At 42.0% G+C, this 16187-nt stretch carries 16 protein-coding genes, 1 other RNA gene and 2 pseudogenes; 13 read left to right on the top strand and 6 right to left on the bottom strand.

Features of this window, described 5'->3' with window-relative positions; genetic code table 11:
• Positions 1-121: 121 nt before the first annotated feature.
• The 3 genes from BLU33_RS06350 to ssrA all read left to right on the top strand — a co-directional run bounded on the left by BLU33_RS06350 (position 122) and on the right by ssrA (position 2666).
• Positions 122-556 carry a DUF1573 domain-containing protein gene (locus BLU33_RS06350; RefSeq protein WP_091380261.1) on the top strand — a complete coding sequence of 145 codons (435 nt, stop codon included), beginning with the start codon at positions 122-124 and terminating at the stop codon, positions 554-556.
• 434 nt (positions 557-990) lie between these two features.
• Positions 991-2187: a pyridoxal phosphate-dependent aminotransferase gene (locus BLU33_RS06345; protein WP_091370442.1), complete on the top strand. Its 1197-nt coding sequence runs from the start codon at positions 991-993 to the stop codon at positions 2185-2187.
• A 109-nt stretch (positions 2188-2296) separates the two neighbouring features.
• Positions 2297-2666: a transfer-messenger RNA gene (gene ssrA, locus BLU33_RS06340) on the top strand.
• A gap of 770 nt (positions 2667-3436) precedes the next feature.
• Here ssrA and BLU33_RS25680 read toward each other — a convergent pair.
• Positions 3437-3757 (bottom strand): annotated as a pseudogene (locus tag BLU33_RS25680) (hypothetical protein); the annotation flags it as partial.
• Between the two features lie 133 nt (positions 3758-3890).
• Between BLU33_RS25680 and BLU33_RS06330 the strand changes: the two are divergent.
• A pseudogene (locus tag BLU33_RS06330) lies at positions 3891-4898 on the top strand (YWFCY domain-containing protein); the annotation flags it as partial.
• Between the two features lie 251 nt (positions 4899-5149).
• Positions 5150-5482, top strand: a complete 333-nt coding sequence (locus BLU33_RS06325) for a TetR/AcrR family transcriptional regulator (RefSeq protein ID WP_091370440.1) — start codon at positions 5150-5152, stop codon at positions 5480-5482.
• A gap of 146 nt (positions 5483-5628) precedes the next feature.
• Here the strand turns inward: BLU33_RS06325 and BLU33_RS06320 are convergent, their stop codons facing one another.
• A complete protein-coding gene (locus tag BLU33_RS06320; protein ID WP_091370438.1) occupies positions 5629-6243 on the bottom strand; it encodes a DUF4238 domain-containing protein in 615 nt (204 codons plus the stop codon).
• A gap of 83 nt (positions 6244-6326) precedes the next feature.
• On the opposite strand from BLU33_RS06320, the gene BLU33_RS06315 reads away from it, so the two are divergent.
• The 3 genes from BLU33_RS06315 (at position 6327) to BLU33_RS06305 (ending at position 8140) form a co-directional block, all read left to right on the top strand.
• Positions 6327-6794: a hypothetical protein gene (locus BLU33_RS06315; RefSeq protein WP_091370436.1), complete on the top strand. Its 468-nt coding sequence runs from the start codon at positions 6327-6329 to the stop codon at positions 6792-6794.
• Between the two features lie 349 nt (positions 6795-7143).
• The gene (locus BLU33_RS06310; RefSeq protein WP_091370435.1) at positions 7144-7557 is read left to right on the top strand and encodes a competence protein CoiA; all 414 of its coding nucleotides are present in this window, start codon (positions 7144-7146) and stop codon (positions 7555-7557) included.
• Between the two features lies 1 nt (position 7558).
• Complete coding sequence (locus BLU33_RS06305; protein ID WP_091370433.1) at positions 7559-8140, top strand: Crp/Fnr family transcriptional regulator; 582 nt, start codon at positions 7559-7561, stop codon at positions 8138-8140.
• 248 nt (positions 8141-8388) lie between these two features.
• Here BLU33_RS06305 and BLU33_RS06300 read toward each other — a convergent pair whose 3' ends face one another.
• The 3 genes from BLU33_RS06300 to BLU33_RS06290 form a co-directional block, all read right to left on the bottom strand.
• Entirely contained in the window at positions 8389-9237 is an 849-nt protein-coding gene (locus BLU33_RS06300; protein WP_197684572.1) for an SDR family oxidoreductase, read from the bottom strand.
• A gap of 71 nt (positions 9238-9308) precedes the next feature.
• A complete protein-coding gene (locus tag BLU33_RS06295) occupies positions 9309-10154 on the bottom strand; it encodes an SDR family oxidoreductase (RefSeq protein ID WP_091370423.1) in 846 nt (281 codons plus the stop codon).
• 86 nt (positions 10155-10240) lie between these two features.
• Positions 10241-10615, bottom strand: a complete 375-nt coding sequence (locus BLU33_RS06290) for a tautomerase family protein (protein WP_091370421.1) — start codon at positions 10613-10615, stop codon at positions 10241-10243.
• Positions 10616-11369: 754 nt separating this feature from the next.
• On the opposite strand from BLU33_RS06290, the gene BLU33_RS06285 reads away from it, so the two are divergent.
• Positions 11370-12290, top strand: coding sequence for a collagen-like protein (locus BLU33_RS06285; protein WP_091370420.1), 921 nt, complete (start codon positions 11370-11372; stop codon positions 12288-12290).
• Between the two features lie 337 nt (positions 12291-12627).
• Here BLU33_RS06285 and BLU33_RS06280 read toward each other — a convergent pair whose 3' ends face one another.
• Positions 12628-12984: a winged helix-turn-helix transcriptional regulator gene (locus BLU33_RS06280; RefSeq protein ID WP_091370419.1), complete on the bottom strand. Its 357-nt coding sequence runs from the start codon at positions 12982-12984 to the stop codon at positions 12628-12630.
• A gap of 428 nt (positions 12985-13412) precedes the next feature.
• Here BLU33_RS06280 and BLU33_RS06275 point away from each other — a divergent pair, with 428 nt between their 5' ends.
• From BLU33_RS06275 to BLU33_RS06260, 4 genes are all read left to right on the top strand, one after another.
• Complete coding sequence (locus BLU33_RS06275) at positions 13413-14165, top strand: glucose 1-dehydrogenase (protein ID WP_091370417.1); 753 nt, start codon at positions 13413-13415, stop codon at positions 14163-14165.
• 61 nt (positions 14166-14226) lie between these two features.
• Positions 14227-14850, top strand: a complete 624-nt coding sequence (locus BLU33_RS06270; protein WP_091370415.1) for an NADPH-dependent F420 reductase — start codon at positions 14227-14229, stop codon at positions 14848-14850.
• Positions 14851-14878: 28 nt separating this feature from the next.
• Entirely contained in the window at positions 14879-15304 is a 426-nt protein-coding gene (locus BLU33_RS06265) for a nuclear transport factor 2 family protein (RefSeq protein WP_091370413.1), read from the top strand.
• A gap of 192 nt (positions 15305-15496) precedes the next feature.
• Positions 15497-16084, top strand: a complete 588-nt coding sequence (locus tag BLU33_RS06260) for a Crp/Fnr family transcriptional regulator (RefSeq protein ID WP_091370411.1) — start codon at positions 15497-15499, stop codon at positions 16082-16084.
• The last annotated feature ends 103 nt before the right edge of the window (positions 16085-16187 follow it).

Below are 16187 nucleotides of genomic sequence, written 5' to 3'. Positions count from 1 at the left end.
TCGGTAAAATTATAAAATTCTATTTTGTAATTGGTACATTCTTCATTCAAAACGTTCAGTTTTTATAATAGTTTTTAAATTAGATTAAACCTTATATATTTGTATGAATCAAATAACCAACATGAAAAAGATCTTAATATTATGCGCAGTTATTATAGGCTTTGCCTTTACTGCATCGGCACAAGATAACCAAAAAGCTGAATTTAAATTCAACGAAGAAAAGCATGATTTTGGTAAAATACCACAAGGCACGCCAGTTACCACAATCTTCACATTTACTAACGTTGGTACCGAGCCTCTTATTTTAACAAATGTGCAACCTACATGTGGCTGTACCATTGCTGATTATACTAAAACACCAGTAAAAGCCGGCGAAACAGGCCAGATAAAAATCACTTATAATGCTGCTGCTGCCTATCCTTTTAACAAAGGCATTACAGTAACATCAAATGCTAAAACACCAACAAAAATTTTATACATAGTTGGCGAAGTTGTGGCAAAGGCAGCCCCTGCTCCAGCGGCGGCGACCACTACACCACCAACTGCGGGTAAATAAGTTTTTAGTAACCGATATTTAAAAGGCTCCGTAGAACGGGGCCTTTTTTGTTTTATAAGCTTTTTTTATCCAACCCTCTTTGTGCGAAGCGGAGAGAGGGTCGATAAGTGTAACGAAGTCGGGGTAAGTTGGCGGAGCACGGCGAAGTTCGCGTTAGTGATAGCAGCGGATACCGGCCACTTCGAAAGCCTCAGTGCAGGCCCGCGCTTAAGGCCTGTGTAGTATGAGCGGATAGCACGGGCCGCAGGCAACGCCCAAATATTAACTTCGACGCGCTCCGCCGACTCACCCGGTCTGCGCTGCGCTGGACCACCCTCTCTACCGCAAGCGGTAAAGAGGGTGGGTTAACAAAATAAATTGTCAGATTTTAAACACAAAAACCTAACAAACAATATTAAAGATTAACAGTATTTTCTTTTTACTAATTTTGCCCCATGCCAATGATCTCGCATAAAGGTGAGCGGATGCCCGCTTCGCCTATTAGAAAACTGACCCCATTTGCCGATAAAGCCAAACAAGATGGCAAAAAGGTATATCATTTAAACATCGGCCAACCCGATATTGAAACGCCTGCGGGCATGCTTAATGCCATTAAAGGTATCGACTTTAAAGTATGGGCCTATACCCCATCCGAAGGCACATTAACCTATCGTGAAAAACTAACTACTTACTATAATAAACTGGGCTATAACATAGCAGCCGATGATATTTTAGTAACTACAGGAGGCTCCGAAGCTATCACCATAGCCATGATGACCTGCCTCGACTCGGGTGATGAGGTGATCATTCCTGAGCCTTTCTACGCAAATTATAATGGCTTTGCCAGTCAGAGCGATATTGTGGTGAAACCTATATTATCGCACATTGAAAATGGTTTTGCCCTACCCCCAATAAGCGAATTTGAAAAACTGATAACGCCAAAAACAAAGGCTATATTTATTTGCAGCCCCAATAACCCAACCGGCTACCTGTACTCAAAAGAGGAACTGGAAGCATTGAAAGAGTTGGTTTTAAAGTATGACCTGTACCTGTTCTCGGATGAAGCCTACCGTGAGTTTTGTTATGATGGGCAAACCTTTACCTCGCCTATGCATCTGGAGGGATTGGAACAGAACGTAATAGTGCTTGATACCGTAAGCAAGCGTTATAGTGCCTGCGGAGCACGCCTGGGCTGTTTAATAACCAAGAATAAAGCAGTGTGGACAGCGGCTTTAAAATTTGCACAGGCAAGGCTGAGTCCCGGCATGGTGGAACAAATTGCCGGTACAGCAGCGGTTGATACTCCTGATGCCTATTTTGAAGCTGTAAACAAGGAATATACCAACCGCCGTAATACTATAGTTAACGCGCTTAATAAAATGGAGGGCGTTTATTGCCCTAACCCGGGCGGCGCATTTTATGTGGTGGCCAAACTACCCATTGATAATGCTGATAAATTTTGCCAGTGGATGCTAGAAAGGTTCAGCTACCATAACCAAACGGTGATGATGGCACCTGCAACAGGCTTTTATAGCACAGAAGGGGCCGGACTTAACGAAGTAAGAATGGCCTACGTTTTGAATATTGATGATATAAAGAACGCAATGATTTGTTTAGAGGAAGCATTGAAAGTTTATCCGGGGAGAATTTAAGTTAAAAGTCAAAAGTAGAAAGTCAAAAGTCTTTCTAAACGTTGTAGCATCCGGCTAAAAACTGTACTTTTGTAAGCTTTACTCTTTCTAAGGGTCTAACTAAAAAAATGGGGTCGACCGGAATTGACAGGATGGAGATAAGTAAGTAAGCATGCAGCGCGTTGGGTGAATTAGCGCTTAAATCTGAACGCTCAAACTTACAAATGGCGAAAATACTTACGCCTTAGCTGCTTAATTTAGAATTTAGCAAGCTTTTGTCCCGCCGGTTTTCCGTTTCATCGGATCGGCACCAGGGGCATCGAAAGATGAAAATAGCCTGCTTAATGGTGTGCATAGCTGGCGAAACAAAGCACCTAAGGAAGACGGTACAGGCAAGCAACTGGCCTTCCCCTTCCCTACAATTAAACAGAAGCTAAGCATGTAGAAAGCTTACCTTATACCATGTTTGGACGAGGGTTCGAATCCCTCCGGCTCCACCCGAAGGGATAATCGTTAGATTATCCCTTTTTTTTTCTATTTCAAGCAGTCCTTTTTCTTTCATTATCAGATAGTTATGATCCAAACCAGGCAGTATAGTGGGTGTTCGATAGATGCCATTTTGGTAGTACAAGTTGCTGTCGAACACGGTAGAAACCAGGGCGCGTTTTCTGATTGTATCTGATAATTCATAAATACCCCTCATGTCATTAAGCTTGTGGATATGATCCTGGAACAATTTAAATCCTTCAGACATATTTTTGCTCAATTGTTCAATGGTGGCCCGTAGGGTAAATATTTCGCCATTGTAGGTTGAAGACCAACGTTCATAGGTATCACGCCCAATTTGGTTACTTATCCACTTCTCCTCCACTGCATAAAGCTTCTCTTGTACCCTCTCCAAATCTTCTTTTTTTTGTTTAGCGGCCTCCTGATTCTGTTTGAATTTATCATTCAATGAAGCTTCTGCGCTTTCTTTAATAAACCTGATATCATTCATTGGCAAACTCATCAGCTCGTAAATTTGAAGAAGCTGATCATGCGCCTTAACGGCGCTGAGATTAAGGTGCTTGGAAAACTTACACTTATAATAATAGTACCAATGATTTTTCCTGTTTCGGGAAGGAGCTCCGGACAAAGGCTGACCACAGTGGCATTTTAACACACCCCTCAATGGAATTTCATCGTCGAGAGTTTTTTTACTCCTATCCGGTTTTTCCATTTTTTTCTGAACTGTGTCCCAGGTCAACTTGTCAATAATAGGCTCATGCCTTGCCGGAAAAATTCCTCCGGGGTATTCCTTGAACTGTTTTACTTTAACCAAACCGGCATAAGCAGGATTCGAAAGAACACGTTCTATTGCCATATTCCCTTTTCGATTGAAGCCCATTTCAAATACTTGCTCCTTAATGATATTTAAAGGAACATTCCGCAAATAATTCTGGAAAATAAATAGTACTATTTTAGCCTGTTCCTCAACGATTTCCAGTGTCCGCTCTTTACCTTCACCAACTTTTTTGTAACCAAATGGCGGGAGGTTGCTTATTGGAAAGGGAACCGAAAATAAACCTGTCAGACTTATTATCCCAGGCATCGGATAACCTGTTGCAATCTCTTTTGGGTAATCCGAACAAAGGCGATAGTGCCCCTTTATTACCACGAAAGAAAGGCAAAAGACGCAAGGGCATGGGCCTTTAATCATCCTTTAACACATTAAAAATACGACTATGCAAACAGGTGAAGATATACAGGGACTAAGAAAGATCATTGATTTTACACGGCTAATCAGCTTATCTATTTTATGCATTCATTTCTATATCAGTTGCTTTGCAGCTTTTCAGCATTGGCACTGGACAGCGGAAATAACTAACCGTATGGCAATGAATATCAGCAAGACCGGCCTCTTTATAGGAATGCTTAAACCCAAGCTGGCTGCTTTGCTATTGCTTTTTGTTTCCCTAATCGGTGCCAAAGGCAAAAAGGACGAGAAGATTAGGAAAGATACTGTCGCTATTTACATCGGTGCCGGACTGCTCTTATATTTTATGGGTGTGCTATGCTTTTATCTCAACGCCACTGCAACAATTATAGCGATCAGTTACATCGGTATTACCAGCTTAGGCTACCTGCTCATCTTAACAGGCGGTGGCCGACTATCCCGTTTATTAAAGCTAAACCTGCAAAAAGATATTTTCAATACTGAAAATGAAACTTTCCCGCAGGAAGAACGCCTGCTTGAAAATGAATACTCAGTTAACCTGCCCGCCAAATACAGTCTGAAAGGTAAAGTCCGCAACAGTTGGATCAATTTTATTAACCCGTTCCGAGGTCTGTTAGTGGTGGGTACGCCCGGAGCCGGTAAATCTTATTTTGTTATCCGGCATGTGATCGACCAGCATCTGAAGAAAGGTTTTAGTATGTTCATCTATGATTTTAAATTTGACGACTTAACGAAGATCGCCTACAACAAGCTGAAGAAATACCAAAAGAACTATAAAGTCAAACCCAAATTCTACCTGATCAATTTTGACGACCTGTCAAGAACGCACCGCTGTAACCCGCTTGACCCGCAATCAATGGAGGATATTACCGATGCTACCGAAGCATCCCGCACCATCTTATTAGGTCTGAACCGCGAGTGGATTAAGAAACAAGGGGATTTCTTTGTAGAATCTCCTATTAACTTTTTAACCGCTATCATTTGGTATCTGCGTAAATACGAGAATGGCAGGTATTGGCAGGAATGGTCAATTTGGCTGCGGAAAGATTACACCGACCAGCAATGGAATAAAGAAAATTTGACCGTATTATCGGAACATCGTTACAAAACTGAATACGGACAACGTTTTCTTCAGCCGAAAAAAGAAGGGAACATTCTTTTATTGCAATCAGGTTAGCTTATAGCAGATTTAAAGCCCGCTATTAAATGCTCAACCATATTAGCGACCACGCTTAATTCATTATACACCTAAACCTAACAATCATTATGAAAAACAACGAACCGCTTCAAAACATTAAAAATAAAGAACTTACTAAAAGGAAGTTGGTACAGGCTGTTGGAGAAATCATCAAAACAGAAGGTTTTGTAGCTTTAAAAAGTGCCAGTAAAGTTGCCAGGATTGCTGGAGTAGACAGAAAGCTGATAGGCCGCTATTTTGGTGGACTAAACCAATTGATAGAAGCATATGTGGTAGAAAACGATTACTGGCTTTTATTCACAGAAAAAATAAATGACCTGATAAAATCGAATAATTATCCAGGAAGCAAAGACTTAATAACGTCAATACTTCAAAATCAATTTACTTATTTTTTCCTCTGACAAGGATATGCAGCGCTTAATTCTTTGGGAATTAACTGCCGATAGCCCGCTAATGAAAAGCATTCATAACGCCAGAGAAAGCATGGGACAAAAGTTATTAAAGACAACGGACGAACACTTTAATGGGTCAAAGGTAAATTTTCGGGCTATAGGTGCGCTACTGGTTGGAGGTATTTATTATACCATTTTGCATACGACTTGCGCCGAAATGGTGTGGTCTCATTCATCATAATCTCCAATTTACCCATCCTTTCAAACATTTGTTCGGCGATTTCAAGATAGCTGGAGTTCGTGTGCATTTTGAAACCGATATGATCATTTTTTGCGGCCTCCCATTGTTCGCTAAGTTCGAGGGTTGCGCGGCTAAATATTTGCTCGAACGTTTCAAATAAAGCGTTGTCGATTCCTGCCTTTGTATGGGTATTACGCATGTCGCCGATCATACCCATTTTAGCTATATAGGCGACATCTGGTTGAATATCTAAATGATAATTGCCTTCAGCGAATTTACAAAGCCGTCGGTAATGACGAGGGAAGTCCTTTTCAAAATGGGTATTTAATTCGGTTTCGATATGAAAGCTAAGTTTATCATCGACGATGGTTGTGTTATCATGTGGCTGTGAAAATATTCGTTTGGTTCCGGAATTAAAGAAGTGTCGATGTTGTTGCTTATCGTAAAGATATATCTTTCGTTCTGTGTCATTATAAAAGTTTCTGATCAGGCATTCGCTTACATAATGATGGTTAATCGGGATACTCATTTAGACGAATTTACAAAAACATTGCTACAAGGGGTGCTGTCATCAATCAAAAAAAAGCTCATTTATTTTGTGTAAATTTAAAAGTGAATTCGCCAATTGCCACTTTGTATGACCAAATTACCAATCATTTCGCACAGGGCGCAATGGCTATGAGGTTAAATGATGCGATCAAAAGCGGCGCACTGAATCCGGGAATAAGAATTGATGTTCTGAATGAACCCATAAAAACACCTTATGCTGATCCGGCCACTCGTGAAATAGTTTTGCAGGAAAACTTTCTTGCCTTTCTGTGGGCGATCTGCTACTGTTTTAATGCTTTTAACAGAATGGCTTTTGAACAATCTTTAGATCATGCTACTATAAGTTTAAGCCGTTCATCGGAAGCGCCTGTAATCAATCAACTATTCGATTGGGCAGTTGGTCTCGGCATGGCGCACGAGGATTGGCCACCAGGCCTACCAACACCCGGCAGTAAAGATCAATGGTCTGAGGAAACCGATGCATTGTTTCTCTTCGCAATTCGTTTTACCGGAGCATGGTATTTTCATTGATTATACTGTCACTACAGGAATTCAAGTATTTTTAGAGCGACATCGAATCGCCTTTCTTCCGGAAAATACGGAATCATGGAAAATTCAGGAATTTGAGAAATTGTATCAAATACTTTTTGCAAAAGTAGATGAACGAAAAGCACTTTATGACCAATATCGCCCCCTTGTTATTCCTGTTTAAAGCAGTTTGTAGCGAAGTAAGACCCATTTTGCTCAACCTTTCTGCACAGTAAAGAACTTGAAATGAAATTATTGACTGACACACAGGTAGTGGCACCGTAATTTTATCAATTTTAATCATCTTTATACTTACATATTATTTAGAATGAATATTTGACCTGAGCTTAATATGATCCGTTATGCTAATGTAAATTGGGAAACGAGGACCCCTGAGACCGGCCTAAAAGGCCTCTGCCCAGCATGCGGCCATCCGGTTACCGCTAAGTGCGGCGCTGTCAGGATTCACCATTGGGCCCATCTGAAACGTATAGATTGCGATGCCTGGTGGGAACCAATGACGCAATGGCACCTCGATTGGCAAGACCATTTTCCCAAAGAGTGGCGTGAAAAAGTATTTAGGGATGAGATTACCGGCGAGTTTCATCGGTCGGACATACAAACTCCGCAAGGTATCACAATCGAGTTTCAACATTCTGCCTTATCAATTGATGAGTTGCTCAGCCGAAACATTTTTTATAAAAAACTGATATGGGTGATAAATGTATGTTATGGAGATGTGAACGCTTTTGTTATATTTGTTTAAGATGTCCGACGTTTTTGCAAAATACCTGCGTAGCCACATAGAAATCACGGATGAAGACCTGGAGCTGATTCGGTCCGCCGGTGTGGAAAGGAATCTCCGTAAATGGCAACCGTTGTTGCAAGACGGAGAGACGTGGCTAATCAACTGTTTTATTACCAGTGGATGCTTGCGCATATATCGTTTTGGCGACGATGGCAGGGAGCATACATTCAGGTTTGGCGTAGATACCTGGTGGGTAACGGACGTAGAGAGCTACAATCGTGAGAAACCTTCCCTATTTAATATAGAAGCGCTGGCGGCAAGTACGGTACTTATCTGGACCAAGGCAAAATGGACAGAGTTGATGTTGACTATCCCGGTTTTAAAAGAGTTTCAGGAAACACTTATGGCTAATAGTTATGAAGCCAGTCAGCGCAGGATATACTCGTTAATCAGTTCATCCGCCGAAGAGAAATACATCGAATTTCAAAAAACTTATCCGAGTGTTTTTAATCGGGTACCGTTGCATATGGTTGCTTCGTATTTAGGTGTATCAAGGGAAACAGTGAGCCGGTTAAGGAAGAGTTTTACTACACATAGGTAGTTCTAAGTTGGTGACCCGCGCTTGTTAGACGTAAAAGTTTCCTTACTAAATGAGCGCCATAACGCTAAATGATTGTGAGTATTCAATTTTTACCATGTTATATGATGGAATTGATGAATCAACGACACAAAATGTAACATTAATAATCAAGCAGATATAAAATACTACGCGTGTGTTTTCAGGTGCTTAACACCCGTAGTATTTTAAATCTATAAATTCACAAATTGAGGCGCTTTTAGTAATCCATATCATTTTGAAACCGGCGTTTCAGGCTTCATATCGAAAGACGCTTGAAGTGCAGCCGGGCGTGTGCCGAGGCCTTCCCTGCTCTTTTTCAACCAAACATTTTCGATATTCCTTTTCGTTTCTTCCAGCATTGAGTGTGGTTCGAGATTACGGAAAGTTTCAACTTCACCTGCCGCAACAGCTGTCAACGTCGCGAAAACCGGTTCAGGGTCAAACTGCGCCCTTGGAAACGCAAGCTTTGAGTAATCAAATAAACGATCACCGGGCTCATCAATCCAGCTTTCCCAGGTTTGAAAACCGCGATCATTAAAGCCGGTAAGGAACGGCCCCGGATTTACAGTAAATACCTCTACACCAAATTCCTGGAGTTCCAAACTCATCGTTTGGGCAATTGCTTCTGTAGCATGCTTGGAGGCAGCATAAATCCCGGTGAACGGATTTACATTTACACCTTCACGTGAAGATACCCATACGATTCTTCCTTCACCGCGTTTAGCCATCTGCTTGGCGATACCCTGTGTTAATAGTAATGGTCCGAAAATATTTACCTCAAATTGATTTCGCATATTCAGACCGGGAATATCAATTACAGACCCCCCCTCCAATAAACCGGCATTATTAACCAATATTTCCACGTTCCATGCGAGTGCCTTTTTCCTGTCGCCTTCATTGGTGACATCGAGTTTCACCACCTTAATATCCACTCCACGTGCTACCGCCTGGCGTTTTAGTGGCTGTACCTGCGCGTAGATTTCTACCGCAGCAATAACGTCAAATCCTTTTTCTGCAAGTCTCATTGCGGCTTCATTCCCGAAGCCTGTACCCGCACCTGTAATTAATACTGTTTTCATAATATGTTTTTTTTAGTTGTGATGATAATTAATAATGGATTTTTTTGGTTGAGTTTGCATTCAATTATGCCTTATTGTTCCTGAAAGTCTACAGAAACCGAAATCGATTTTAGCGCTTCAACCTCTTTCGTCATTAGCTGAAGTTTTATCGAAGCCCTGTCATACGCGTTCTTTCCGAGAAAAAGATGCAATGGAGGTTTTTCTTCATTAGCCGTGGCTATAATGATGTCTGTTGCGCGGCCGGGGTCACCCGCTTGTTTACCGTCGGTTAACAGGTAACGTTGGTGCGTTTCTTTAACTGCCTTATAACCGTCAATTTTACTTTCCCTGAAAACTAAAGAACCACCTGACAGGAAATTCGTGCGAAACCCCGAAGGTTCAACGATGGTAACTTTAATACCGAATTCTTCAACGTCCAAGGCCAGCACCTCTGAAAATGCTGATACTGCTGCTTTAGTAGCAGAATACGCGGACCAGCCAGGTGCTGCTGAAAACGCAAGTATCGAACTCATGTTAATGATATGGCCTGATCCTTGGTTACGCATGACAGGTAAAATGCTTTTGGTCACATTAAATACGGCAAGAACGTTAACTTCAAAAATATTACGAATATCAGCTTCCGAAATATCTTCTGCTGCACCTGCCGGGCCGTAGCCGGCATTGTTAACCAACACATCGATCCTGCCGAACGCCGCTATAGTTTCCTGAACAGATTTTTTGATCGAATCTCCGTCATTGAGATTGACAGTCAAAGCGAGAAACTGATCACTTTTAGTTTCGCCGACTGACGCTTGCAACGCTTGTATGTTGCGTGAGGTAGCGGCTATTTTATCGCCCCTATCTAATAATTTTTTGACCAGGAACAGGCCCAATCCCTGAGATGCCCCTGTAATAAACCAAACTTTAGTTATTTCCATTTCGATTGTTAGTTGTTTGAATAATGATCAGCAACCGAAAGAATTGGCTAAGGGCTAATTCCCTCGGTTAGTTATTACATTGTTTATTACCATGGCTGACCGTCACCGAATGACCAATCCGAGCGGTCAACGAACACCATGTTGATCATCACATCATCAGCGCGAACATCTAATTGCCTTCTTAGTTCGTCAGAAATATACCTGAAAAAGGCAAGTTTCGAATCTATGTTATTTCCGACAGTGCTGGTTACCTGGATCAGCATAAAATCCGGTGAACGGTCCCAGCCGAGAAAGTTTTTATCGTAGATCAAATTCTCCGGTGACTTTTCGTTAATGACAATGAATTTGTCCCCGTCCGGTGCTTTTAATACATCAACAATTCCTTTGTAAACGATATCGGCAACTGTGGCGCGATATTCAGCTGTTTTTCCTTTTAGTAAATCAATGCGTGCAAATGGCATAATGTTACCCTCCTGTTTGTTTTTAAATTATTGTTTGTTTTTTTGATCTGTTGCAACCGTAAGCCGATTGCATGAAACAAATCTGAGGATTAAAGGCCTGCTGCAACGAAGCCATATGACACAATTTGAAAGTGACATTTGTCACAGGTTTTGTTGTTTCGCAAAGAAATACCTTCAATAATTATTTGGCATGTAAAAATTGAAAGACGACTTAAATAACAAAAAGCACAACAAGTTGTAAATCAACAATTTGCACAGCAATAAAATATAACAACCTGTAAATCAAGGTGTGTTCGACAGTCGAACATTTTTGCTGTTAAATTTTTTATTAAATTGATATTTATCGATTACTTATCGCTAAAAAAACGTAGTTAAAAAACAAAATCTAACAAATAGAAGTAAGTTAACTATTTGATTTTCAACTAACTAATCAACAGTAAAAGAGAAATTAAGTGTTCGACCTGACCCCCACTCACTCCACAAAAAAGCCCTTAGATTAACTTCTGAGGGCTTTTTATTTTATATAGTCGCAGACTACATACATAATTCTCTATAGACACAGTCTACGGACAGCTTGGGCGGAAATACGTGAATAGTATCACGTATTATTACGCTGTAAATCACGTACATGTCCTGATTATTTTTCCCGGCCTGTTGTTCAATTTTGTACCTGATGAGAGACGCAGCTTACTACAGTTTATCGGCTCAATCTCTCTTGTAAATATTTTTAACAAGCTATTTAAAACTTAATTTCATGAAAAAAATTAATTATTTACTACTGCTTGCAGCAGCTATGCTGTTTGCAGCATCATGCGGTAAAGACGGCGCAGTTGGGCCGCAAGGTTCAACTGGAGCTAAGGGCGCCCAGGGTGTGGTTGGTCCGGCAGGGCCTGCTGGCGCTAACGGACAAAACGGAAGCGTGATTTACAGCGGCTCCACTGTGCCGCTGACAACGACGGGCGCTAACGGCGATTTTTACCTAAACACTTCAACTGGATTACTGTATGGCCCTAAAACCACCTCGGGCTGGGGTACTGGCTTTTCACTCGTTGGTGCTACAGGTGCAACCGGCGCTACAGGCGCAGCAGGTACGCCCGGCAGCAAAACGCTGAGCGGGGTTGGCGCGCCTGCAACCTCATTGGGCAGCCTGGGTGATTATTATCTTGATGATGCCAGCTATCTTTTGTACGGCCCTAAAGTTTCTTCCGGGTGGGGAACTCCTGTATCGTTACAGGGCCCTCCGGGCACTGCCAATGTTATGTACACCGATTGGTTTACCCCCCCTACTTACAAAAAGGATACAGTTTTCGGAGTGTACGGTTTTTCAGCTAAAGAAGCTATTCCTGCCATTACACAGTCAATACTTGACAATGGCACCGTGATCACTTATGGAAAATTAAACGGCTATGTTTCAAGCATATGGCCTACCAACCAGGTATCAGAATTACCTATTTCTATTACTTATATGGATGGTAGTGCGGCTAATATAGATACATGGTCCGCATTTGCCACACCGGGCACCCTTGAGATCCGCCTGGTGAGCAGCCTAAATGCATATGGCGGTATTTCAAATGCACACCAGTTCCGCTGCATTGTTATCCCCGGAGGTGTTAATATACCAGCAACCATAGGTTATGCTGCATTACAGCGTTACTTAAGGATAAAGGACAATTAGTCGTAAACAATTACACTTAAATAAAACAAAGAGGCCGTCCCGAGAAGGGAGGGCCTCTTTTTAATAAAAAAGATGTTCGGTTAAGTTTGCCCGAATATTAGCTTAATCAGGGGGCAAAGTTTGAAAAGAACGTTTTTTAAGCGGCTATTCTAGCGAGACATAACGACATATAGATCAGTTATTTACGTGGCACTATTACTAAAGCGTTAAAATTTCGGACCTATTACTTAAAAATGCTCAAAAAGCGTATTTGCGCACTGCCGACCTCTGTACCTGCATAGTCGGCAAACAGGTTATTGGCGGAAATGGTAGGACGACACCCAACAAAGAACGAATATTATTTCCCGACAATTTTCTTTCGGTGTACAATTCCCCAATCTGTAAGATTACTGATGATGGTTTGTAGCGTATTGCCGTGTTCCGTAAGTTCATATTGAACCGTTATGGGTTGTGTATCTAAAACGGTTCGTTTTACCAACTGGTTTATCTCTAATTCCTTTAATTCTTTGCTTAACATTCTGTTAGAAACTCCTTCTACATCATTCAAAATATCGGAAAACCGCCTTTTCCCGTAACAGCAAATAGACGAAATAATAGAGATCTTCCATTTCCCGTTCAGCACGTCCATTGAATCCTGAACGGCTCTCATTCTTTTCTTTTGTTCCTGTTGAAACTCTTCTATTTTACAACTCATAACGTTACTTTGTTATACAGATGATACTGCTATTTTTCAGTACAAAGCTGCAAATCCCCCTTTATTTAAATAAAAAACAAAATCCGGAAAGCCCTGTTGTTTAATTCAATAGGGCTTTTTTTAAGACCTCATATTGAGGTATTAACATTGGTTTCAGATACATTTTTTCAATATCCTGTTCACAGGATTTTTTTAGACAGATACTTTAAAGCCCTTCGTATGTTTCGGAAAAAACACTACCTCCCATTAGCGCGTCCATTGAATTTTGAACGGCTCTCTTTTTTCTTCCTTTGCTCTTGCAAATCTTTAATCTGACACATCACAATGTTACTCTGTTACCTTTATGTTACTGTTATCTTTCGGTACAAAGTTACTAAAGATAACTTTAATAGTCGACTTTTGTCACTCAATCTTTAAAAAAAGAAATAATGAATAGATTAAAAAATAAAGTAGCAGTTATTACCGGCGGCAATAGCGGTATCGGGTTTGGCATTGCCCAGGAATTTAAAAATGAAGGTGCTAAAGGAGTTATTGTCGGCAGAAATCAGGAAACTTTAGATAGTTCTGTGGCTCAGCTTGGCGGTAATTTTATAGCCATAAATGCCGATGTAACCAATGTTGCCGACCTGGGCAGCGTGTTTAAAGAAACAGCTGAAAAATTTGGTAAAATAGATGTGGTTGTAGCCAATGCGGGTGCCGGAGCGGTAGGAACTGTAGCCACTTTTGACGAAGCCGCATTTGACCAGGCCATTGACCTGAACCTAAAAAGTGTTTACTTCACGGTCCAAAAAGCATTGCCATATATGAATGATGGTGGTTCTATTATTTTGATCGGGTCAAATGCAGCACATCGGGCCTATGCGAATTTTACGCTGTATGGCGCGGCAAAAGCAGCCGTCATTTATTTGGCCAAAGGATTTTCGAGCGACCTTTTAGATCGGAAGATCAGGGCAAATGTGATCACACCAGGTACCACAGATACCCCGGCGTTCGACAAATTTGTTCCCGCAGAACAAATGGAAGCGGTAAAAAAACACTTTGCAGATCAAATGCCGATAGGCAGGATCGGGCAGCCTGCTGACATTGGTAAAACAGCGGTTTTCCTGGCCTCTGATGATTCTTCGTTTATGCTTGGTGCTGAAATCCTTGTTGATGGTGGAATGACCTATTTATCTAAGTAATTGACCCAACGGCAGCGCGGGTTTATAAATGTGCCATTAAATAATTAAAAAAAAAATCAAAATGAGTAATTCAAAAAATAAAGCTGCGAGCTACGCAATTATCGGCTTCGGCAAGATCGGCCAGGCCCTGGCCAAGGCGTTTGCCCGCAACGGCATCAAAGTATCCGTTGCAACCACGCGCGACCCGGAAAGCTTTGCACCCGATGCGGCCGCCATCGGATCGGGGATCATTCCCACAACACTGGCGGAAGCCGTCAAGGCGGACGTCATCTTTTTGGCTGTGCGTTTCGAATCGCACCCGGATGTCGCAAAAGTGCTTCAAACCTGGCAGGAGAAGACCATTGTTGATGTGACCAATGCCTATGGCGTGCCCATTGAGAAGATGGGAGGACTGCCTTCTGCCAGGTTCGTGGCGCAGTCCTTCACTGGCGGAAAACTGGTTAAGGGCTTCAACCATTTGGGGGCTGCCATTCTTGACCAGGACCCGGCCGTACATGGTGGCAGGAGAGTCGTATTCCTGGCGAGCGATGACGACGGGGCAGCAGCGGAGATTGGTGCGCTTGCAGAAAATCTCGGTTTCGCGCCAGTCAAACTTGGCGGGCTTTCGGAAGGCGGACTGCTGGTGCAGGCGCACGGAAACAGCTGGGGTAAACTGATATTTCAGGACCTGGTCAAGTTCGACTGATAAATCGTTATCGCAAATTTCAAAAAAGATGAAAGACAAAATAACACAAGAGAATGTCCAGATTGTGCAAGACTTTTTTGCAGCAATTGGCGGCGGCGACAAACAAGGCCTGCTGGCACTGGTAGCCGAAGAGATTGAGTGGATCATTCCGGGTAAGGACTGGCCACTGGCTGGCACGCACCGCGGGCACGCAGGTTTGGCGAAGGTACTTCAGAAGGCGTCCGAAGAGGTGGAAATGACATACCCTAAGCCCCCCGATTTCGTGGCGCAGGGAGAACGGGTTTTCGTCATCGGCGTCGCTACAGGAAAAATCAAAGCCACAAATAAGGCGTTCAAAGACGACTGGGTTTTCGACATCACCGTTCGGAATGGCAAAATAACGAACATCCGGGAGTATATCGACACGCAAGCACTGGCCCTGGCCTCCGAGATGCCCATAAGCCCCAAGGCTTAATGAGCGAATGGACGGTCTTTAAATTCATAAGCTCAAAGGCAATATGACCGTTTATAAGTTAACGGTGGTTTCACCAATACACACTAAATAAATGTTTCAACAGTATAAGCTTCTTTTAAATCTCTGTTTCTTCATGAAGCAGGGATTTATCAGGCAGCTTGAGTAAATTGCGCATAATTATATACTTGAACGATGTCCAATTTTGAAGCGCTTTTCGATTACATTCAAGAAATATCAGGCAAACTGCTTTCAGAAGATGATAAGCATTTGTTGATGGAGCATTTCAAACCCAAAAAACTTCGAAAACGGCAATACTTTTTACAGGAAGGAGACGTATGTAAAAATATAGGGTTCATTGTAAAAGGATCTGCCAGAACCTTTACGGTAGATGAAAAAGGGCATGAACATATACTGAAATTATCTTTGGAAAACTGGTGGCTGGCCGATTTTGAAAGCTTTTACCTGTTAACGCCAAGTCGGTTTAATATTGAAGCGCTGGAGGATCTGGAGGTTCTGCAATCAACCAATGCTCAAATTGAGGAGTATCTCAAACATATACCTGCCTTTTCATCGATGGCGAACGTAATCAGTCAAAATTACACCATTGCAAACCAGAAAAGAATGCAGGCCGCTATAAGCTATACGGCTGAAGAGCGTTACGAGGATTTGATCAGCAATTATCCGCAATTTCTACAGCGGTTCCCGCAAAACATGATCGCTTCTTATCTGGGTTTATCCCCGGAAACGTTGAGCAGGCTAAAGAAAAACTCTTTTAAATAGATCTGTATGAAAGGATGAATTCGGTATCTAAATAAACCCTCATCGATATATCTTCCTGAATGCAAAAAAATTAATTACTAATGGGATATATGCCGTTGTGTCG

Source organism: Mucilaginibacter mallensis, from assembly GCF_900105165.1.
Classification (GTDB): Bacteria; Bacteroidota; Bacteroidia; order Sphingobacteriales; family Sphingobacteriaceae; genus Mucilaginibacter; species Mucilaginibacter mallensis.
This window is presented reverse-complemented; position numbering and strand designations above follow the sequence as displayed.

Excerpts from the sequence above, each read along its gene's own strand:
- BLU33_RS06325 (WP_091370440.1), top strand. The coding sequence starts at position 5,150 with ATGAAAAACAACGAACCGCTTCAAAACATTAAAAATAAAGAACTTACT.
- BLU33_RS06260 (WP_091370411.1), top strand. The coding sequence starts at position 15,497 with ATGTCCAATTTTGAAGCGCTTTTCGATTACATTCAAGAAATATCAGGC.
- BLU33_RS06265 (WP_091370413.1), top strand. The coding sequence starts at position 14,879 with ATGAAAGACAAAATAACACAAGAGAATGTCCAGATTGTGCAAGACTTT.
- BLU33_RS06275 (WP_091370417.1), top strand. The coding sequence starts at position 13,413 with ATGAATAGATTAAAAAATAAAGTAGCAGTTATTACCGGCGGCAATAGC.
- BLU33_RS06345 (WP_091370442.1), top strand. The coding sequence starts at position 991 with ATGCCAATGATCTCGCATAAAGGTGAGCGGATGCCCGCTTCGCCTATT.
- BLU33_RS06305 (WP_091370433.1), top strand. The coding sequence starts at position 7,559 with ATGTCCGACGTTTTTGCAAAATACCTGCGTAGCCACATAGAAATCACG.
- BLU33_RS06310 (WP_091370435.1), top strand. The coding sequence starts at position 7,144 with ATGATCCGTTATGCTAATGTAAATTGGGAAACGAGGACCCCTGAGACC.
- BLU33_RS06320 (WP_091370438.1), bottom strand. The coding sequence starts at position 6,243 with ATGAGTATCCCGATTAACCATCATTATGTAAGCGAATGCCTGATCAGA.
- BLU33_RS06300 (WP_197684572.1), bottom strand. The coding sequence starts at position 9,237 with ATGAAAACAGTATTAATTACAGGTGCGGGTACAGGCTTCGGGAATGAA.
- BLU33_RS06290 (WP_091370421.1), bottom strand. The coding sequence starts at position 10,615 with ATGCCATTTGCACGCATTGATTTACTAAAAGGAAAAACAGCTGAATAT.
- BLU33_RS06270 (WP_091370415.1), top strand. The coding sequence starts at position 14,227 with ATGAGTAATTCAAAAAATAAAGCTGCGAGCTACGCAATTATCGGCTTC.
- BLU33_RS06350 (WP_091380261.1), top strand. The coding sequence starts at position 122 with ATGAAAAAGATCTTAATATTATGCGCAGTTATTATAGGCTTTGCCTTT.
- BLU33_RS06285 (WP_091370420.1), top strand. The coding sequence starts at position 11,370 with ATGAAAAAAATTAATTATTTACTACTGCTTGCAGCAGCTATGCTGTTT.
- BLU33_RS06280 (WP_091370419.1), bottom strand. The coding sequence starts at position 12,984 with ATGAGTTGTAAAATAGAAGAGTTTCAACAGGAACAAAAGAAAAGAATG.
- BLU33_RS06295 (WP_091370423.1), bottom strand. The coding sequence starts at position 10,154 with ATGGAAATAACTAAAGTTTGGTTTATTACAGGGGCATCTCAGGGATTG.